The 20303-nt window shown below is 65.1% G+C and carries 17 protein-coding genes; 11 read left to right on the top strand and 6 right to left on the bottom strand.

Annotated elements, in window-relative coordinates:
* Positions 1 to 80: 80 nt before the first annotated feature.
* From M2332_RS09360 to M2332_RS09345, 4 genes are all read right to left on the bottom strand, one after another.
* Positions 81 to 2684, bottom strand: a complete 2604-nt coding sequence (locus M2332_RS09360) for a TonB-dependent receptor (protein WP_264573842.1) — start codon at positions 2682 to 2684, stop codon at positions 81 to 83.
* Between the two features lie 244 nt (positions 2685 to 2928).
* Positions 2929 to 4506: a tannase/feruloyl esterase family alpha/beta hydrolase gene (locus M2332_RS09355; RefSeq protein ID WP_264573841.1), complete on the bottom strand. Its 1578-nt coding sequence runs from the start codon at positions 4504 to 4506 to the stop codon at positions 2929 to 2931.
* Complete coding sequence (locus tag M2332_RS09350) at positions 4503 to 4991, bottom strand: DUF3237 domain-containing protein (RefSeq protein WP_264571798.1); 489 nt, start codon at positions 4989 to 4991, stop codon at positions 4503 to 4505. Before M2332_RS09350 ends, M2332_RS09355 begins: the two co-directional genes overlap by 4 nt.
* Before the next feature lie 16 nt (positions 4992 to 5007).
* Entirely contained in the window at positions 5008 to 6669 is a 1662-nt protein-coding gene (locus M2332_RS09345; protein ID WP_264573840.1) for a carboxylesterase/lipase family protein, read from the bottom strand.
* Positions 6670 to 7023: 354 nt separating this feature from the next.
* Here M2332_RS09345 and M2332_RS09340 point away from each other — a divergent pair, with 354 nt between their 5' ends.
* The 9 genes from M2332_RS09340 to M2332_RS09300 all read left to right on the top strand — a co-directional run bounded on the left by M2332_RS09340 (position 7024) and on the right by M2332_RS09300 (position 15532).
* Positions 7024 to 7500 carry a nuclear transport factor 2 family protein gene (locus tag M2332_RS09340; protein ID WP_264573839.1) on the top strand — a complete coding sequence of 159 codons (477 nt, stop codon included), beginning with the start codon at positions 7024 to 7026 and terminating at the stop codon, positions 7498 to 7500.
* 59 nt (positions 7501 to 7559) lie between these two features.
* Positions 7560 to 8039: a nuclear transport factor 2 family protein gene (locus M2332_RS09335; protein ID WP_181558389.1), complete on the top strand. Its 480-nt coding sequence runs from the start codon at positions 7560 to 7562 to the stop codon at positions 8037 to 8039.
* Between the two features lie 3 nt (positions 8040 to 8042).
* Complete coding sequence (locus M2332_RS09330) at positions 8043 to 10274, top strand: PQQ-dependent dehydrogenase, methanol/ethanol family (protein WP_264573838.1); 2232 nt, start codon at positions 8043 to 8045, stop codon at positions 10272 to 10274.
* Between the two features lie 129 nt (positions 10275 to 10403).
* Entirely contained in the window at positions 10404 to 11825 is a 1422-nt protein-coding gene (locus M2332_RS09325; protein WP_264573837.1) for an MFS transporter, read from the top strand.
* A gap of 44 nt (positions 11826 to 11869) precedes the next feature.
* Positions 11870 to 12334 (top strand): DUF3237 domain-containing protein, encoded by a 465-nt coding sequence (locus tag M2332_RS09320; protein ID WP_181558391.1) that lies wholly within the window; start codon positions 11870 to 11872, stop codon positions 12332 to 12334.
* Positions 12335 to 12336: 2 nt separating this feature from the next.
* Positions 12337 to 12810: a nuclear transport factor 2 family protein gene (locus tag M2332_RS09315; RefSeq protein WP_264573836.1), complete on the top strand. Its 474-nt coding sequence runs from the start codon at positions 12337 to 12339 to the stop codon at positions 12808 to 12810.
* 174 nt (positions 12811 to 12984) lie between these two features.
* Positions 12985 to 13773, top strand: a complete 789-nt coding sequence (locus tag M2332_RS09310) for an SDR family oxidoreductase (RefSeq protein ID WP_264573835.1) — start codon at positions 12985 to 12987, stop codon at positions 13771 to 13773.
* Between the two features lie 236 nt (positions 13774 to 14009).
* Entirely contained in the window at positions 14010 to 14690 is a 681-nt protein-coding gene (locus M2332_RS09305) for an epoxyqueuosine reductase QueH (RefSeq protein ID WP_264573834.1), read from the top strand.
* Between the two features lie 89 nt (positions 14691 to 14779).
* Positions 14780 to 15532: an SDR family oxidoreductase gene (locus tag M2332_RS09300; protein WP_264573833.1), complete on the top strand. Its 753-nt coding sequence runs from the start codon at positions 14780 to 14782 to the stop codon at positions 15530 to 15532.
* A gap of 79 nt (positions 15533 to 15611) precedes the next feature.
* On the opposite strand, the gene M2332_RS09295 is transcribed toward M2332_RS09300, so the two are convergent.
* Positions 15612 to 15746 (bottom strand): entericidin A/B family lipoprotein, encoded by a 135-nt coding sequence (locus M2332_RS09295; protein WP_181558396.1) that lies wholly within the window; start codon positions 15744 to 15746, stop codon positions 15612 to 15614.
* Between the two features lie 186 nt (positions 15747 to 15932).
* Between M2332_RS09295 and M2332_RS09290 the strand changes: the two genes are divergently transcribed.
* Positions 15933 to 16490, top strand: a complete 558-nt coding sequence (locus M2332_RS09290; protein ID WP_264573832.1) for an NADPH-dependent FMN reductase — start codon at positions 15933 to 15935, stop codon at positions 16488 to 16490.
* Positions 16491 to 16497: 7 nt separating this feature from the next.
* On the opposite strand, the gene M2332_RS09285 is transcribed toward M2332_RS09290, so the two are convergent.
* Positions 16498 to 16776, bottom strand: coding sequence for a hypothetical protein (locus M2332_RS09285; protein WP_181558398.1), 279 nt, complete (start codon positions 16774 to 16776; stop codon positions 16498 to 16500).
* A 154-nt stretch (positions 16777 to 16930) separates the two neighbouring features.
* On the opposite strand from M2332_RS09285, the gene M2332_RS09280 reads away from it, so the two are divergent.
* Complete coding sequence (locus tag M2332_RS09280) at positions 16931 to 20290, top strand: DUF2126 domain-containing protein (protein ID WP_264573831.1); 3360 nt, start codon at positions 16931 to 16933, stop codon at positions 20288 to 20290.
* Positions 20291 to 20303: the final 13 nt, after the last annotated feature.

The following is a 20303-nucleotide window of genomic DNA, read 5'->3' as shown; positions in this document are numbered from 1 at the left end:
CTCCGGCTTCATCGGGGGATTTGAGAAATGGCCGGGGCGGCGGCGGGATGATGGCCATCCCGCCGCCGCCTGCCGGTGCATCAGAAGATGCGCTTGAGCGACAGCGACCACTCGCGCGGCATGCCGGGATTGGCCGCCACCGTGCCCGAGTTGTTGTTGGGGCCGATGCCGGTCCAGTACAGCTTGTTGGTGATGTTGGTCACCTGCAGGGCAAGCTGCCAGTCATCATCCGCCGAGTTCCAGGCAATGCGGCCGTTGAGCAGACCGTAGGACGGCAGATAGGACAGCACGTTGTTCTGCACCGTCAGGGTCTGCTGCCGCGAACGCCAGCTCCAGTCGAGCCGCGGCGTGATCGAACCGGTGGAACCGAGATCGAACTTGTATTGCGCGCCGACGCTGATCTGGCGCTTGGGCGCATAAGGCAGCGTCATGCCGTAACGCAGGCCGGCGCCCAGACCGCCCGACGGTGCCGTGCAGGTCGTCGGCGTGAGGGCCGGCGAGCAGCCCGACAGCTGGTCATATTTGAAGTCCAGCAGTGCCGCCGATGCATCGATGAGCAGATTGTCGACCGGCTCGAGCGACAGTTCGGCTTCCAGACCCTTGAGCGTCGCCTTGCCCGCGTTGACGAAGTAGGAGCAGGTCAGGTCGTTGGGCGAAATCGGGCAGCCCGCATTCGGTGCGGTCGTCACGCGGGAGAAGACGCTCGCGATGAAGTCCGAATATTTATTGACGAATGCCGAGACGTTCAGCTGCGCGCGCCGATCGAAGAACCGCGACTTGAAGCCGATTTCATACGCCTTGAGGTTTTCGGGATCGAACGGAACCGCCTGCGCCGGTGTATAAGGACGGGGATTGATGCCGCCACCCTTGAAGCCGGTGGCGACGCTTGCATAGGTCATGATGTCCGGCGTCCACTGATATTGCAGCACAGCGCGCCAATCGACATTGTTGCCCTTGTAATCGCCCTCAGCGCCATTCAGTCCGCAGAACGCAACGTGGACGACGCCATAGTTCACGCCATTGACCGTGCAGGGGAAATAGGGCGCCGGGTTGCCGGCCTGCACGCCGGGACGACCGCCCCGGAAGAAGCGGAACGTCTTTTCCTCCTCGGAATAGCGGATGCCGCCGTTCAGCTCGAGCTTGTCGGTGATCCGCCAGGAGGCGTTGGCGAAGGCCGCCCAGTTGGTGGCGGGGATTTCGTCATATTCGGTGAAGATCAACAGACCCTGGTTGATCGTGCCGCGATAGGTGCCGAAGCGATTGATGTAGAAGCCGCCCACGACCAGATCGACCTTGTTGTCGAAAAGGCTGGAGGCAAGGCGCAATTCCTGGCTGAACTGCCAGTTGGTCGCTTCATAATCGATCAGCGCGTTGCTGAGCGGTGTGGCATCGAAATCCTGCACCCAGTTGGCCGTAAAGCTGCGATAGGCGGTGATCGAGGTCAGCTTGAGATTGTCAGAGAAGCTGTAATCGATGTTGCCGCTGACACCCCAACCATTCACCCGGCTCTGCGACTTGAAGCAATAGGGCGCGGAGCCATCCACCGGCTGCGCATCGCAGTAGGTGGAGTAATTGACGTAGGGGCTCTTGGTGAAGCTGTCTCCCGCCACGCCCCAGGGCGAATAGGGTACGAACGGCGAGGTACCGGTCGTGGGATTCCACAGGTTGAGGCCGTTGGTCGGGGCCGTGGAATACATGGGATAATTGCGGCTGAGGTTCAGCCCCGTCGTGCCCGGCGTGTAGCTGGTCGCGTTGGCCGTGCCGACGAAGATCAGCGTCTGCGGCGCGGCCTCCGAATCATCGCGGGTAATGTCGCCACTGATGTTGATCTCCAGATCCTCGGTCGGCACCCAGCGCAGGGAGCCGCGCGCCGCGACATAGGATTTGCCACCCTCCGTGCCGAGCTGGCACTTGCGGCCATCGGCTTGCGAGGGAATGTTGTAGACCGCGTCCAGTTGCGGATGGGTACAGGCGAAGTCATAGACCTTCACATAACCATCCTGATTGCGCGACACGCCCGAGATGCGGGCGAACAGGCGATCCGGCACGATGGTGAAGTTGGCGGCAGCGCGCACGTCCACGCGATTGAGGCTGCCAACGGTCGCTTCCACGAAGCCGCCGTCATTGCCATCGGGCTTCTTGGTGTAGAGCTTGATGGCGCCACCGATGGAGTTCATGCCCGCCAGTGTGCCCTGCGGCCCGCGCAGCACTTCGACCCGCTCCAGATCGAGCAGATCGAGCACCGATCCGGTGAGCGTCGAATAATAGACGTCATTCACATACACGCCCACGCCCGGCTCGAAGGCGAGGCTGAAGTCGGCCTGGCCGATGCCGCGAATATGGGCCTGCAGCGACGGGCCCTGCGGATTGCTCTCGCGCAGGTTCACGTTCGGCGCCTTGGTGGCGATCTCGGTGATGCTGGTCTGGCCGCGTGCCTCAAGCTGCTGCGCGCTCAGCGCGGTGATGGCGATCGGCGTCGACTGCACGTTCTGCGAGCGGAACTGGGCGGTGACGATGATGTCTTCCGTCTTGCCGCCCTCTTGCGGGGCGGCATCCGTCTGTGCGGCGGCCGCGTTGGCGAACAGGCTGGCGGGCACGCACAATGCGGCGGCTAGGGTAATGCGTGATATGCCACCGAGGCGGACATGGCCACGCGCGCGTCCTTTCAGAAACTCGGAAATCATTGGCTCTCTCCCTCAACTCGAATTTTGAAAAAATCGGCTGTCTGGACTCAGAATTTTGTCATTTTACGTCGTCTGAAAACTGGCCTGGCCCGGTCGCTGCGGTCTGGCTTCGTGCTTGTGTTTGCGCGATTGCGTGAACCGGATCGGGCCTTGCTCCCCCTTCTTCCCCTCCTTCTTCAGTGTCTGGCGCGCACTCTCCGGCAGAGTCGCTCAGGCGACGATCCATAGGGTGTCGCGAGTGTCGTTACGTGCCTCCCCGCGCATGGCTGTCGCAGCGCAGATCGGCGGCTGGCCCGGTCTCGGCAGCCTCGGAATGTGATGCTTGTGCGGGCCATGCGCAGAGCGGGCGGACCGCCGTTACGGCCCCGTTCGCGTCCGCATGCCGGGCGAGGATCGCGCCGGGCGCGGTGCCCTGCTCCACCCATGCCACCAGCGCCGCGAGCAGATCGCTCTCGGGCTTGCCGGTCGCGCTGCGGTCTTCCGATCCGCCGAAGCGGTCGGCGCCGGCCCCGCCCCGGCAGTGCTGCATGCCCGGGACCATGTAGAGCCGGGCGAAGGCGTCGCGGTCCTGCTCCGCCTCTGCGCCCATGCGCGCGAAGAGATCAAGCGTGGAGAGTGGCTGCACGGATGCATCGGCCCAGCCATGATAGAGGATCAGCTTGCCCCCGCGCGCCGCGAAGGCCCGCATGTCCGCGCTGCGGGCATCCATGGTCGCGAAGCTTTTGCGGGCGGCCGCGAGATCGGCGGCGAGATCGAAGCTGGCCGGATCCCAGCCGGCGTCGCCCCGGCCTGCACTGTGACGCGCATGGCCGAACATCTGGACAGGCAGCGGTGGCAGGCCGCCGGGGCGGGCCGTGATGCCGGGCAGCAGACCGAAATCATGGGTCTTGCCGGTGCTGTCGGTGAGCGGTGCAACGATGTTCGCGATGGTTCTGACCGTGGCGGGCGCAAGGCAGTCTTTGGATTGGCCTGGCTTGCAGGCGAGCTCCTCGACGCGGAAAGCGCAGCTGCGCGGATCGTCGATGATGCCATCAGCCGCGCCGTCATTCGCGTCGCAGCGCGCAATGGCGCGGCGGGAGACCAGATCCCAGTCCGCCGCGCTGATCGCGACGCCGTCGTTCTGCGTCTGGGCCAGATGCACATGCAGCAGCCGGGCGGCGAGCAGGGGCACGTCCAGACCCGGCGCGCCGATGAGCGCGCCGTCATAATCGCCGGGGTAGAGCTGTAGCTCGCGCAGGCCCTGCCGTCCCCCGCCGGAGCAGCCGAGAAAATAGGCGTGCGCGGCCGGCGCGCCGTAAAAGCCATCGATGATCGCCTTGGAGACCTGTGTCAGCCGGTGATAGGCGATATGGGCATAGGTTTCCGATTTGCGGGCATCGTCGATCCAGCGCTCGCCTTGGCGATGGCCGGTATCGCTGGAGGCAGCGGCAAAGCCCTGCTCCACGCCGCGCGCCATATCGGCATAATTATAATAGCCGGCCTCGCCGCCGACGCCGGTGCCGAGCAGGCGCCGATTCCAATCGCGGGGAAGCCAGAGCTCGAAGCCGATGTCGCCGTCGATCATGCCGGCCAATCGGCAGAAGTCCGCTCGCACCGCTTCGCCTTTCGGCGATGTCGGCGAGGTGGGACTCTGCCAGTGCGGCGCGGGGGCCACCGTTTCGAGTGTGGTGAGCGTCACGTTGGCAGGCAGGAGGGCGCGGGCCGCTGCGCAGCGATCGGCAAAGGCGGGTGCCTCATCGGCGGCGAGCGCAGCGGAGGCGCTGCCGAGCAGGCCCGCCAGAGCGAGGGTCTTACAAGCTGTGAGGGATCGCCGCGCGATCACAGCACCGCCCAGTAGGAGAAGACCGCGCGGTCGGCGCGGCGATCGATCTTGCCGACGAACATCGTGCGGCAGAGCCAGTCATGCGGGCCTTCCGGCGCATCGAACACCGGGCTGGCGCCGGCATAATAGTCCGCCGGGTCGACGGCCTCGTAATTCTGGAGCCGGGCCAGCACATCCTTGTTGCCATGCCGCACGCCGCGGTTCTGCAGCTCGATGATCGTGCCGTCATCCGCCTGGATCAGATAGCGCGCCTCGAACTTGACGGTGTGGTCGGTGCGGATGGTCGGCCAGTCGCCGCCACTGTGCGGGACGACGATCCCATTCAGGCGCGGGCCGCGTACGATGCCGCTTTCCACGCCCACAAAGCCGCGCTCGGCACCCCAGAAGGTGGGGCCGTAGCGATAGCGCTTGGTCAGCTCGATCTCGATCTCGAAGGCGAAATCGAGCGCGGGCGGCTGGCGCTCGGGCGTTAGCGATCTACTCATTAGCGGCCCCTCCTCATCAGCGTATCCAAGGCCCGGGCGGGCGCGGTTCGCGTTCGCCGAGCTGCTCGGAGCCGAAGCGCGCCATGTAGCTGCGCTGCGCGGCCAGCGGATCGGATTCGAGCCGAACGGTCTTGCCGAAGCGCATCGTGGCCCGCAGCGAGGTTTCGTAGGGCAGCCACACCGGCATGTGCGGATTGTCCGGCCGGCCGGTCCGCGCGAAGGACGTCCACGCGCCGGACATGGCGGCACGCAGGGCATCGGCTTCGGGCGTCACCGTGCCGACGCCGGAATGTGCCTCGATATTGCCGAAGGTGAAGGCCAGCTCAATGCCATGGGGCGACACCCCGTGCAGACTGCCAATGTCAGTCGGCCAGTCGACCAGATAGAGATAGGCCGGTGCCCGCCCGAGCGCGGCCTTGCTTTCGGCCTGGATCGTCGCGTCGAGCAGATAGGACCGGTCGGTGGTCAGCCGTGCGAACAGCCGGGTGTTGCTATGGTCTGGGAACATGCCCCGCCAGGTCTCGATGGCCTTGGGCGCCTCGCCAGACGGGAAGAACCGCAGCGATTCCTCCAGCACCCGCGCATCGCTCATCGTGTCGTAAGAAGGCACATGGCCGAGGAATATCGTCGTTTCCTCGATCGTGGTGCCGAGCATCATCGGCACGTCGGCGCTGAGCAGCGGCGCGTGCGGCAGGAACGGGTGCTGGACCACGCTCAACCCATCCACGAAGGGACGGAACTGGCCGGTCTCGTTGCGCACCTCGATGCCGGTGGCGGTGAGCGTGCGGGTCGGCACGTCCGCCAGCCGGCGGAGCCCGCCTTTGCGGATGCCGAGCTTGTGTAGGAGGCGGTCGGCGCGGTCGAGCGAGACCTCACGCGAGTCGAGCCGGATGCCGGGGCCGCTTTGCGAGATGGCGCGGTGGAACAGGCCCGAGGCCGATGGCATCGTCATCATCGCATTGATTTTGCGGCCGCCGCCGGAATGGCCGAAGATCATCACCCGGTCGGCATCGCCACCGAACTGGCCGATATTCTCGCGCACCCAGGCGAGGGCCAGCGCAATGTCGAGTGCGCCGGCATTGCCGGAGAGCGCATAACGCTCATCACCCGCTTCCGAGAGATTGAGATAGCCATGGACGTTGAGGCGATGGTTGATCGAGACCATCACGACGTCATGATTGCGCGCCAGCCAGGCGCCATTGCTGACGGGATCGTCCGAGCCACCGACTTCCCAGCCGCCGCCATGGACCCAGACCATCACCGGCTTGCTGCCGGTCAGCGAGCCGGTCCAGACATTGGCGACAAGGCAGTCTTCCGAATGCGTGGGCGTGTCGGGACCGCCGAGAAAGCCATGCTGCGGGCAGCGCGGCCCGTAGCGCGAGGCGTCGCGCACATCGCTCCAGGGCTTGCGTGGGACAGGCGGGAGGAAACGTGCGGCGCTGCCCGTCGGCTCGCCATAGGGAATGCCCTTGAACGCATAAACGGCGCCCTCGGTAATGCCCTGCACCTTGCCGGCCGAGGTCGAAAGAATGGGCCGCTCACCGACCGCGCCGATGGCGGCGAGCGAGGGCGCGGCGATCAATCCGACGCCAGCGCCGAGTAAGCCGCGCCGCGAGAAGGCCATGTGTGGCCGCCGTGACAAGCTGCCGGTGCGTGCGGTGGAGAACGGATCGCTCATCGCATCGCCTTCCGCGATGGGAAGGCGCGCTGAGACACGCGGATGCAGCCGGGATGCAGCATTGTCCTCTCCTGTGAACCAAGCTCCTGCCGCGACTCTTTGCTGAATCGTCTAGCAATCGTGAGATGAAACTTGCAAATTTGTTCATTCAGTGCAAGCTGGTTCCGTTCAATGAGAAAAAAATGCCGTTTCCTATTTAGTTGCGAAGCGGTTGAGCGGGGAAATGCGGATCGCCGAGTCGGGCCAGAGGTCTGAACCAGGCGGCCGCGCGGAGAGGGTGCGATTCGGTCCGGCGCGTGTGCGACGGCTGGCGACACCGGATCGGACGATCATGGGTCGGGGAGAGGTGAGAGGATGAAGATATCGCTAGTGCTGGGTGCCCTTCTGCTGGTGGGCGTGACCGCCGCGATCAGCTGGTGGCTCGGGATCAATCACGAGCGCAGGCGCGAGCAGGCCAATATCGAGATGGTGCTGGCAATGTGGGATGGCGTCATCAATCGCGCCGATCCCGATGCGGTGATGAAATATATCGATGAGGATTACATCCAGCATAATCCCAATGTGCGGCAGGGCCGCGAGGGCGTGCTGGAGCTGATCTCGCTGATCCGCAATCCGCCCCCCGCGATGATCCCGCCCGGCAAGAAGACCCTGAAGAAGGCCATCGCGCAGGGCGACTATGTGGTGGTGATCTGGACCCAGCCGCAGCCCGATCCGCACAATCCCGGCGAGACCTACTCCGGCGAAGCCTTCGACATGTTCCGCATCGCCAATGGCAAGGTGGTGGAGCATTGGGACGATACCCGCAAGGCGCTGACACCCTGGCGGCGCTAGGGGCTGACCCCAGTTCCGGCGCCCAAAACAAGATTTGAGACCTGAGGAGAGGAACGTTCATGGCCAGTTTCGCTGACGACCGCGCGGAAATCGAGGATCTGCAGGCGCGCTATCTGTTCGCGCTCGATTGGCAGGATCCGGATGGTTACGCCGGCACCTTCGCCGAGGAAGGCGTGCTGGATTGGGCGGGCGGCATCGTGCGCGGGCGCGAGGCGATCCGCGAGGAATGCAAGGGCATGCGCACTTACTTCTCGGGGCGCGGCAAGGGCGAGGAGCCGACCCGCCCGCCGCGGCTGCGCCACTTCATCACCAACATCACCGTGAAGGTGGAAGGCGACAAGGCCTGGAGCCGCTCCTTCTGGTTCGAGATCGACAACGATACCCGCCTGCGCACGCCCTATGTCGGCGGCTATGGCCATTATGAGGACGAGTTGCGCCGCGTCGATGGCAAATGGCTCTTCACCTTCCGCAAGATCTGGAACGAGTGCATGGAGGACCGCGCTGCCGAATATGTGAACCCCGTCACGCAGATGGGTTGAGCAGTGCCCGGGCGTCCTGCCGTGCCGCCATCCGGTGTGTCGAGCCTGCTTGGCGCTTTGCTGGGCCTTGCCCTGCTGGGGGCCTGCTCGAACGCGCCACCCGGCAGCATGGCGGGACCGCCTCCGTTCGGTGCGGGCGACGATTGGGACAATCCGGGCGGGGACTGGGCGGAAAGCCGTTATTCCCGCCTCACCGATATCGACAAGACCAATGTCGGTAGGCTCGGCCTCGCCTGGGATTATGATCTCGGCACCACCCGCGTGCAGGAAGCGACACCGGTCGTCATCGACGGGGTGATGTATACGTCCGGCAATCTCGGCCGGGCCTATGCGCTGGACGCGGCAACGGGCCGGCAACTCTGGGCCTTCTCGCCCGAGGTCGACATGCAGGTCAATCGCTACGCCTGTTGCGATCAGGCCAATCGCGGCGTGGCGGTGGCGGACGGGAAAGTGTTCGTCGCCGCGCTCGACGGATGGCTTTATGCGCTCGACCAGAAGACCGGCGCGGTCGTCTGGAAGGCCGACAGTTTTCTCGATCGCAGTCGGGCCTATACCAGCACGGGCGCGCCGGAAGTGGCGGGCGACCTCGTCATCATCGGCAATGCCGGCGCGGAATATGACACGCGCGGCTATGTCATCGCGTTCGACATCCGCACCGGCAAGAAAGTCTGGCGCTTCTACACCATACCGCGCGATCCCGCGCTTGGGCCGCAGGAAAGCAAGGCGCTGGAGGCGGCGCTCAAGACCTGGAACCCGAAAAGTCGCTGGGATATCGGCGGCGGCGGCACGGCATGGGATGCGATCACCTACGATCCCGAATTCGATCAGGTCATCATCGGCGTCGGCAATGGCGGGCCTTATGCGCAGGCGATCCGTTCGCCGGGCGGCGGGGACAATCTCTACCTGAGTTCGCTGGTCGCACTCGACCGCAAGACGGGCGCGATGAAATGGCATTTTCAGGAGACGCCGGGCGACAACTGGGATTTCACCTCCGTCCAGCCCATGATCCTGACGCGCATGGTCGTGAACGGGGCCGAGCGCCCCGTGCTGCTGCACACGCCCAAGAACGGCTTCTTCTTCATGCTGGACCGGGAGACGGGCAAGCCGCTCGCCGTGCACAGAATGGTGCGCACAAGCTGGGCATCGGGCTGGGACCTCAAGACCGGCAAGCCGATCGCCACACCGGAATATTCGGACATCAACGCCGGCCCCAAGCTGGTCTTCCCGGCCCCGCCCGGCGCGCGCAACTGGTATGGCGCGGCTTATGATCCGCAGCGCAAGATGTACGTCGCCCATTTTCTCGACATGGGTAATCTCATCATGGTGCCGCCCGCCAATCTGACGATGCCGCGCCGCAATCTGGCGCTGAACGCGGGCACGGAATCGATCTTCACGCCCTTTCTGGAAGCGGCGCTCCCCGGTCTGCCCAAGGATGTGCAGAAGACCATCACCGATCTGCCGCAATGGCAATGGGTGAAGGACAAGCCCTGGGCGGCCGATGTGCGCGCCGTCGATCCGGTGACCGGCAGGACGATCTGGAGCTATCCGCGCGAGGATGGCTGGCAGGACCGCAGTGGCGTACTCACGACCCAGAGCGGCCTCACCATCTTCGGCACGCTGTCCGGCAAGCTGGTCATCCTGGATTCGGATACAGGCAAGGTGCTGCGCACGATCGACACCGGTCGCTCGATCCTTGCCGCCCCCATGACCTACCGGGTGAAGGGCGTGCAATATATCGCGGTGCAGACCGGCTGGGGCGGGGGCGGCTGGGGACTGGTCCCCGATTATTCCGCGGCCTATGCCAAGGGGAACGCCAATCGCATCCTGGTCTTTCGGCTGGATGGTGGGCCGGTGCCGATCCCGCCGGATCTTCCGCCGGAGGGGCCGATCCCGGCGCCGCCCCTGCAGATCTCCGGCACCGATGCCGATCGGTTGGCGAAGGGACGGGTGCTCTTCTCGAAAAACTGTTCCATCTGCCATTCCAACATGCCGCGCGCGCCGCTGCCGAGCCTGACCCGCATGAGCGAGGGCGCGCATCAGGCGTTCGAGCAGATCGTGCTGGAAGGGCTGCTGCTGCCCAACGGAATGCCGCGCTGGGACGATCTGCTGACGCGCGCCGACGTGCAGGCGATCCACGCCCATCTGATCGATCTGCAGAGCAAGGCATACGCCCGGCAGCAGACCGGGGCGCCGCCGGAAACCCCGATCTACTCCCGCATCACCACGGCCAACTGATGAGAGCATGAGCGAGATGGATAACATATTCTCACTGTCTGGATTGATATCGCTCTCGAGAGATGTGGAGAGGCGCGCCCTGAGGATGAGCATCCTTGTCTGCCCGGCTGCGGACGCGGGTGGTCGCGTATGACTGCCGCAGCGACGGCCCTGCCCGAGCAGGATGGCATCGACATCTTTGAATCGGCCCGGCTCAAGCCGCGCTACTGGCTGCTCGTCGTCCTGTTGATGACGCAGGGTCTGTTCGAGTTTTTCGATTTCTACATCATCGGCTTTCTGGTCAGCGTCATCGGGCCGGAATGGAACCTCACCTTCGGCCAGGTCTCCATCGTGCTGCTCTCGGCGGGCGTGGGTCAATTGGTGGGTGCGCTGCCCTTCGCCTGGTTCGCGGACCGCTATGGGCGCAAGCCGGCACTGATTTCCGGGATTGTGCTCTATTCGCTGGCGGCCGGCTGCGCGGCCTTCGTGCCGGACGGGAGCTGGATGCTGTTCGCGTTCCTGCGCTTCATCGTCGGGGTGGGCTATGGCGGCACGCAGATCACCTTGCTGATAGAGATCGCGCCGACGCGCTGGCGCACCATGATCGCCAGTGCGAGCGGCCTGATCGCGCCCGGCGGGGTGTTGCTGGCCTCGTTGCTGGTCGCCAATTTCCTGCCGACCATCGGCTGGCGCGGCTTGGCCCTGCTCGGTTTCTTCCCGCTGGTCATCGCCTTCGCGCTTTACTTTCTGGTGCCGGAATCGGTCCGCTGGCTGGTCTCCCAGGGCCGCGCGACCGAAGCGCATGATGTGCTCGCCAAATATGTCGATCTGCCCAAGGATCAGATCCCGCTGCCGCGCGTACCCAAGGAAGTGCGCCGTGCGCGCCTGCGCGACATTGCGCTGTATCCGGGCCGCTTCTGGCTGATCGTGGCGACCAGCTCGGGACTCGGCATCGCGGGCTTCGGCGTTGCCTTGTGGGGACCGACGGTGCTCACCATGCTGCTCAAGATCCAGCCGGCCGAGGCGGCTGCCTATTTCGTGTTTGTGAGCATCGCAGGCATCGCCGGCCGGGCGCTGTGGACGGTCACCCCGCACTTCATCGGTCGCTGGCGCTCCGCGCTCATCTGCCTGTTCGGAACGGCGGTGACGATCAGCGCGGCGGCCTTCCTGCACCCTTATTTCGTGGCCGGGGTGCCCGTGTTCCTGCTGTGCCTGATGTGCGGATCGCTATTCTACGATGGCGGGGCCTCCAACAGCTCGCCTTACGGGACGGAATTATTCCCGGTCCGCCTCGCCGGGCTGGGCGGCGGCCTCGTCCAGATGGTCAGCGGCTTCGGAAAGCTGCTCGGACCCATCATTCTGGCGCTGATAGCCGGCAGCGGCAATCTGCTCTCGCCCCAGGCGACGGAAGCCGCGATCACGCCCGGCTTCCTCACGCTCGCCGCCTTTGCCGTCATCGGCTTTCTCGCCACCTCGATGCTGCGATACGAGACCCATGGCGTCCGCATGGTGACGGACGAGGACGATTTCGTCTCCGGCAAGGTCAACGCCAAGCCACCGCCGCTCGCTTGAGCGCCGCCATCCCTTCCGTTCACACTCACATGCAAGGAACCGGTATGCAACCGCCTGAACTGGAATATGTCTTCACCATCGAGATCGATCTGAGCCCCCGCTTTCGCTACGGCCCGACCACGGACGGGCTGGAGCGCGGCTATGTCGGCGTGCTCGGTGGCCGCATCACCGGTCCGCGCCTCAACGGACGCATCGTGCCCCACACCGGCGGGGACTGGCCCAGCATCCGCCCGGACCAGACCTGCGACTTCAATGCGCGTTACCTGATCGAGGCCGATGACGGCACGCTGATCCAGCTGCGCAACACCGGCGTGCGCCATGGCCCCAAGGAAGTGCTGGATCGCCTGCAGAATTATGAGCCGGTCGACCCCTCCGAATATTATATGCGGGTGACGCCGCAGTTCGATGCACCGGAAGGGCCGCATGGCTGGCTCAGCCGGACCGTGTTCATCGGCAAGACGGATCGGCAGAAGACCAAGTCCGTGTTCAACTATTGGGCGGTGCTCTGAACATGGCGGAGTCCTCTGCAGGGCTGTTTCCGGTGGATCGGGCGATCGCGCAGGGCGCGGTCGTCGATCCGGCACAGGCCGGGAGCGCCGATCATGTCGCGCTGACGGCGCGTAACCGGGCGTTGATGATCGACTTCGTGACGATCCTCTATGAACAGCGCGATCCCCGCCGAGCCTTTGAGCGATATGTCCATGAGGATTATATCCAGCACAACCCGATCATCGCCGACGGCCGCGAGAATGCGCTCAAATGGCTGGAGCCGGTCTTCTCCAAGGCGGGCACGGAGATTCAGGTCCGGCGGGTGCTGGTGGATGGCGATTATGCCACCGTGCAGATCATCGGACGGATGGGGCCGGAGGATGGCGGCAGCGCGGTCATGAACATCTTCCGCATCGAGGACGGGATGATCGTTGAGCATTGGGACGTGACGCAAGCGATGCCGGCGGAAACGGCAAGTGGGCGGCCTTTGGGTTGAGGGCAGCGCCAATAACTTGAGCCGTCATTCCCGCGAACGCGGGAATCCAGAACCCAGCCGCATTGCCATCGCGCCTCTGGATTCCCGCGTCCGCGGGAATGACGAGAGTGTGATGGTGTCAGCCGCTCGCCGACGCTAGGCTGGGCCGAACGAGAAACACAGGAGAGGCAAGCCATGGATCTGGGCATCAGGGGCCGCAAGGCGATCGTCAATGGCGCCAGCGCCGGCATGGGCAAGAGCGCGGCGATGGCGCTGGCCCGCGAGGGCGTGGACGTGTTCATCTCGGCGCGGGGCGAGGACCGGCTGATGCGCGCGGCGCAGGAGATTGCCGATGAGACCGGCGCGCGGGTCCTGCCAATCGTCGCCGATCATGCCAGCGCCGAGGGGCGCGAGCGCATTCTGGCGGCCTGCCCGGAGCCGGACATTCTCGTCGGCACCTGCGCCCCGCCGCCGATGACGCCGGACTATCGCGCGATCACCGGTGAGCAATGGCAGAGCGCCATCGAAATTTCGCTGCTCTCGCCCATCGAGTTCATGCGCCGCGTGCTCGATGGCATGGTGGAGCGCCGATGGGGCCGGGTGGTGAATATCGCTACGGTGGCGGCGAAATATCCTGGCGAAATCCGGGCGCTCTCGGGCAGCACGCGGGCGGCGCTGGTGAACTACAGCGTCGCCGTCTCGAAGGTGGTCGCCAAGCACAATGTCGTCATCAACAACCTGCTGCCGGGCATGCACCACACCGCGACAGTCGAGGACCAGTTCAATGCCCGCGCGAAGGCCAAGGGCACGACCTATGAGGATGAGGTCGCCGAGTTCGTGCGGGACTGGCGGATCGCCAGCGGGCGCTTCGGCAATGCGGAGGATGTCGGGGCGTTCGTGGCGATGTTCTGCAGCGAGTTTGCCAACTACACCACGGGGCAGAGCCTCACTATCGACGGCGGTGCCACGACCTCGACCTTTTAGAGGAAGGTCGGTCGGTCGGGCGGATTAGGAGACATAAGATCTCCGTTCGTCCGAGCCCGTCCAAGGGCGGTCCTTCTCTGCTCAGCCTCGAGGGTAGAAGAACGGGGCTTCGACAAGCTCAGCCCGAACGGCGTGGGGGAAGGCCGAACCGTGATCGGGGTTAAGGCATAGATCAGTCCGCTCGCCCACCGCACAGCGGGTGACGCGCGCCCGGCGATCTGCTATGGGCGCGCGCCATGACGAACCCCAATAGCCTCGATTACGAACGCCCGGTCATCACGCCGCCCGATGGCGAGAAGAAGGTGCTGCTGCACAGCTGTTGCGCGCCCTGCTCGGGCGAGGTGATGGAAGCGATGACCGCGAGCGGCATCGATTACACCATCTTCTTCTACAATCCGAACATCCACCCCAAGGAGGAATATCTGCTGCGCAAGGAGGAGAATATCCGCTTTGCCGAGCAGCACAATATTCCCTTCGTGGATGCCGACTATGACACGGTGAACTGGTTCAAGCGCGCCAAGGGCATGGAGAATGAGCCCGAGCGCGGCGCGCGCTGCACCATGTGCTTCGACATGCGGTTCGAGCGCACGGCGCTTTACGCGCATGAGCATGGCTTTCCGGTCATCACCTCCTCGCTCGGCATTTCGCGCTGGAAGAACATGAACCAGATCAACGATTGCGGGGAGCGCGCGGCGGCGCATTATCCCGGCATCAAATATTGGACGTTCAACTGGCGCAAGGGTGGCGGCGCGGCGCGGATGATCGAGATCAGCAAGCGCGAGCGCTTCTATCAGCAGGAATATTGCGGCTGCGTCTTCTCGCTGCGCGACACCAACGCGCACCGGGTCGCCCAAGGCCGTGAGGAAATCCGCATCGGCGAGCTGTATTATGGGGACGAGCCTTCCGCGCAGGACTGAGCCGCGCGGGAGGGGTTTGACCACAAGAAACGGGACGCGTCCGTTCGGCCTTCCGTCTAGCTGACCGGCTCCACTTATGGAGCTGGATCATGACATTACTGGATCGCAAAGTCGCCATCATCACTGGCGCGAGTTCGGGGATCGGGCGCGCCGCTGCGCTGCTGTTCGCGCAACAGGGCGCGGCCCTCGTGCTGGTTTCCCGACGCGAGGCGGCGCTTGAGAGCGTGGCCGAGTCCATCAGAGCGCAGGGTGGTCGGGCGGCCATCGTCGCGGGCGACGTGTGCGAGGAGGGGACGCACCGCCGAGCCGTCGCGGTCGCCTGTGAGACCTTCGGGGGGCTGCATATCGCGTTCAACAATGCCGGGCTTGTCGGGACGATGCAGCCGCTGGCAGACCTCACGCCGCAGGATTGGTCGCAGGCGCTGGCGGTCAACCTGACGGCGGCTTTCCTCGGCGCCCGCGCGCAGATTCCGGCCATGCTCGAACAAGGCGGCGGCGCGCTTGTCTTCACCGGCAGCTTCGTGGGCAACAGCGCCGGCTTGCCGGGCATGTCGGCCTATGGGACGGCGAAGGCGGGGCTGCTTGGTCTCGTGCGTGGCATTACGGCCGATTATGGCGCGCAGAGGATCCGCGCTAATGCCTTATTGCCGGGCGGGACAGCGACCGGGATGGCAGGCGATGGCGATCAGCAGGCCTGGGCGGCAAGTCTTCACGCGATGAAGCGGATCGCCCAACCGGAAGAAATCGCGCAGGCGGCGCTATTTCTGGCCAGCGACATGGCGAGCTTTGTGACTGGCTCGGCGCTGTGGGCGGATGGGGGCAATGCCGCCGTCAAATTGTGATGCTGGGGACGTTGATAGTCGGCGGGCGGGCTCTTGAAGGATCGGGCGGCCGTATCAAGGCCGCCCGTGTCACTCTCGCTTAGTTGCCGTCGATCACTTCCTGCCCGGCCTGACCAACCGATTCAATGTCCTTGCCGGCGCCTTTGACAGTCGCGCAAGCCTGGAGTGCGAGGGCCGCGCCGAGCAGCAGAATCAATGTGCCGCGCTGTTTCATGATCGTCTTCCTTCTGTTTGTTCCGGGCGATGAAATGCTTGAGCAACGGTTCGGTTGCGATTCCTGATCGGCAGGCGCAGCTTGCAGGGAAGGTGTCAGGGAACGCGTGCCTCGTCGGGCCGTTCAGGAAGGTGAGACGGCTGCGCCTTGGCCGCGCCGGATGGCAACCAGATGAAAGGGTCAGTGATGAGCGGGAAGATCGATGTCGCGGTAATCGTGGGCAGTCTGCGCAAGGACTCGTATAACCGCAAGGCAGCGCTGGAGCTGGCACGCCTCGCCGATGGCGATATGGCGCTGCGGATCGTCGAGATCGGCGATTTGCCGCATTATGATGAAGATGCGGAGACCGACAGCCCGCCCGGGGCGTGGACGCGCTTTCGCAAGGAGATCGCCCCGGCCGACGCGCTGCTGTTCGTCACGCCCGAATATAACCGCTCGGTGCCGGGCGTGCTCAAAAACGCTATCGACGTTGGCTCGCGGCCCTACGGCCAGAGCGTGTGGATGGGTAAGCCGGCGGCGATCATGACCGTCTCGCCCGGAGCGCTCGGCGGGTTCGGCGCCAATCATCATCTGCGCCAGATGCTGGTGTTTCAGGATACGCCGATCCTCCAGCAGCCCGAGGCTTATGTCGGCAATGCGGCCAAGCTATTCGAGAATGACGGCCGGCTGACGGACAAGAAGACGGAGGATTTTTTCCGCAGCTTCCTCGACGCATTTCGCAAGCTGATCGACCGGGCGGGCTGACCGCCGCTCAGTTCACGATCGACTTGAGGCGTCGCCAGATTCGCGTGCGCAGCGGCGTGCGCGATTCGATGCTGAGGCCACGCGCACGAGCTGCCCGCATGAGATCGCGGGTCAGCGCGCGCAACTGGCGGTCGTTGAGTGCCGTCGAGACCCGGTGATGGCCGCCGCGCATGCCGCTTTCGGCGATATGCAGCGTCAGGATGACGCCATGGTCCGCGCCGCGCCGCTCCCAATCGATAAGCGCCCCGGAAATATACTCCTGCCGCCTGAAATCCTGTTCCGCCATGCCTTCCTCTGTTGCGCCCAGCTTGCGCGCCGTCCTGCTCGTGCAATCCCTGACCGCCGTTTCTTAACGTTTTGGAAAGGCCGGGCCGAGCCGTTGGCGCACCGGGCGTGCATTGTCTATTGCGCATTGCACAATATTCGCATTCACTGCGCGGATGCTCAAAGCTGCAGTCTATCATCGCACGGCCTATCACTACAGCAGGCCGATCCGTCTCGGGCCGCAGATCATCCGGCTTCGACCCGCGCCGCACAGCCGCACCAAGGTGCCGAACTATGCCCTGCGGATCGAACCCGAGGGCCATTTCATCAACTGGCAGCAGGACCCACACGGCAATTGGCAGGCGCGGCTGGTCTTTCCCGATCCGGTCGACCGTTTCGTGGTGGAAGTGGATCTGCTCGCCGATCTCGACGTCATCAATCCGTTCGATTTCTTCGTCGAGCCTTATGCCGAGGAGTATCCGTTCGCCTATGACGAGGCGCTGAAGACGGATCTGGCTGCCTATTTCGAGGTCGAGGCGCAGGGGCCTCTGTTCGAGGCGCTGGTGGCGCAGCATGCGGGCCATCAGGGCCGCACCATCGATTTTCTGGTGGAGATCAATCGCCAGCTCGAACAGCGTATCGGCTATGTCATCCGCATGGAAACCGGGGTGCAGACCCCGGAAGAGACATTGCAGATCGGCACCGGTTCCTGCCGGGATAGCGCCTGGCTGCTGGTGCAACTGGTGCGGCGGCTGGGTTTCGCGGCGCGGTTCGTCTCGGGCTATTCGATCCAGCTCGTTGCGGATGTCGAGCCAGTGGAAGGCCCCAAGGGCGTGACGCGCGACGTGGTCGATCTCCACGCCTGGGCGGAAGTTTATGTGCCGGGCGCTGGCTGGATCGCGCTGGATGCCACTTCCGGCATGTTCGCCGGCGAGGGGCATATCCCGCTCTGTGCATCGCCCCATTATCGCTCGGCTTCGCCCATTGAGGGACTGGCCGAGCCGGCGGAAGTGGACTTCCGCTTCGAGATGCGCGTCTCGCGCATTGCCGAGGCGGTGCGGATCACCAAGCCGTTCACCGATGAGCGCTGGGCCGCCGTGCAGGCGCTGGGCGAACAGGTCGACGCCGACCTCGTCGCGCAGGATGTGCGGCTGACCACCGGCGGTGAACCGACCTTCGTGGCCGAGAATGGCGGGCAGGAGGATGAGTGGAACGGCGGCGCCGTCGGCCCGACCAAGCAGGGCTATGCGGACAAGCTCGTGCGAGCGCTGCGGGAGAAATTCGCGCCCGGCGGGATGCTCCACCACGGTCAGGGCAAATGGTATCCGGGCGAGAGCCTGCCGCGCTGGGCCTATGCGGTCTACTGGCGCAAGGATGGCGTGCCGGTGTGGCGCGACCCGATGCTGATCGCGCGGGAAGAGGCCGAGGGCAAGCCGCTCGCGACGCCGGCGCTTGCCGCGCGCTTTCTGGCGACTATCGCCGCAGGCCTTGAGGTTCAGCCCGATTATGTCGCGCCGGTCTATGAGGATGAGCAGGAGTGGGCGCGCAAGGCGGAAGATTTGCCCGTCAATGTGACGCCAGACGATAACAAGCTCAGCGATGTCGAGGCGCGCGAGCGGATGAAGAAGGCGTTTGCGATGGGGCTGGTCGAGCCCGTCGGCTATGCCTTGCCCATCCAGCGCTGGCAGGCCGCGCAGACTAAGCCCCGCTGGCAGAGCGAGGTCTGGGCGGTGCGCCGAGGCAAGCTCCATGCCGTGCCGGGTGACAGCTCGCTAGGCTATCGCTTGCCGCTGGGCTCGCTGCCCTTCGTGCCGCCGGCCGACTTCCCCTATATCCACCCGCGCGACACGAGCGAACCGCGCGAGCCGCTGGCGGATTATCATGTCCAGCGCGCGGAGCGGGCGCGCCGGCCGGATGTGCGCGAGCAGATGGTTGCCTCCCGCGCGGAGGCCGGCGGCGCGGCAGCGCAGGAGCGGGTGGAGCAGGAGATCATCGAGGGCGCGGTGCGCACCGCGATCACCGTCGAGCCCAAGGCGCATTATCTCTCCGTCTTCCTGCCGCCGGTGCGCGAGTTGGAGGATTATCTAGAGCTGATCGCGCAGGTGGAGGCCGCAGCCTGCGCCATGCGCGTCGAAGTGCGGATCGAGGGCTATGCCCCGCCGCCCGACCCGCGCCTGCAGGTGCTCAAGATCACGCCCGACCCGGGCGTCATCGAGGTCAATGTGCAGCCGGTCGCGACATGGGGCGAGACGGACGAACTGACCGAAACGCTCTACGATGTCGCGCGGTCGCTCAAGCTCACGGCCGACAAGTTCATGGTCGATGGGCGCGCGGTGGGCACGGGCGGCGGCAATCATCTCGTGCTCGGCGGGCCGAGCCTCACCGATTCGCCGTTCATCCGCCGGCCAGACCTGCTCAAGAGCTTCGTGCTCTACTGGCAGCGCCATCCCTCGCTCAGCTATCTCTTCTCGGGCCTGTTCATCGGCCCCACCAGCCAGGCACCCCGCATCGACGAGGCGCGGCATGACGGGCTGTACGAGCTGGAGGTGGCGCTGGCGCAGGTGCCCCATCCCTTTAAATCAGGGCCGGGGGAAGGCGCCACGCCACCCCCCTGGCTGGTCGACCGGCTGTTCCGCAACCTGCTGGTTGACGTGACCGGCAACACGCACCGCACCGAGATCTGCATCGACAAGATGTTCTCGCCCGATGGGCCGACCGGGCGGCTGGGGCTGGTCGAGTTCCGAGGCTTCGAGATGCCGCCGGATGCGCGGATGAGCCTGGCCCAGCAATTGCTGCTGCGCGCGCTCACCGCCTGGTTTTGGCGCGCGCCGCAGGAGGGCAATCTCGTGCGCTGGGGCACGCGCCTGCACGATCGCTTCATGCTGTCCCATTTCGTCTGGGAGGATTTTCTCGACGTGCTCGGCGATCTGCGCCGGGCGGGCTATGATTTCGACCCCAACTGGTTCGAGGCGCAGAAGCAGTTCCGCTTTCCTGTCCATGGCGCGGTACGGGCCGGCGGGCTGGAACTGGAGATTTCCCATGCGCTGGAGCCTTGGCATGTGCTGGGTGAAACCGGCGCGATCGGCGGCACCGTGCGCTATGTGGACAGCTCAACCGAGCGGCTTCAGGTGCGCGTCTCCGGGCTGGTCGAGGGGCGGCATGTCGTCGCCTGCAACGGGCGTCGGGTGCCATTGGCAGCCACTGGCGTGGCGGGCGAGGCGGTGGCCGGCGTGCGGTACAAGGCGTGGGCGCCGTCAGACTGTCTCCATCCCCGCCTGCCGGTCAACGCACCGCTGACCTTCGATGTGTTCGACGCGTGGAGCGGCCGGTCGCTCGGCGGCTGCGTCTATCATGTGGCGCATCCGGGCGGACGCAATTATGACGACGTGCCGGTGAATGCCTATGAGGCGGAGGCGCGGCGCAAGGCTCGGTTCCAGGATCATGGCCATACGCCGGGCTCCATGGCGCTGCCGCCGGATGAGAAAACGGGGGAATTTCCATTGACGCTCGATCTGCGACGGCCCGCGACCCTTTGAATGCGTCGCTTGC

It is taken from the genome of Sphingobium sp. B11D3A (assembly GCF_025961695.1).
GTDB lineage: Bacteria > Pseudomonadota > Alphaproteobacteria > Sphingomonadales > Sphingomonadaceae > Sphingobium.
Note: the sequence above shows the minus strand (reverse complement) of the source record. Positions and strands in the feature narration are given on the sequence as shown.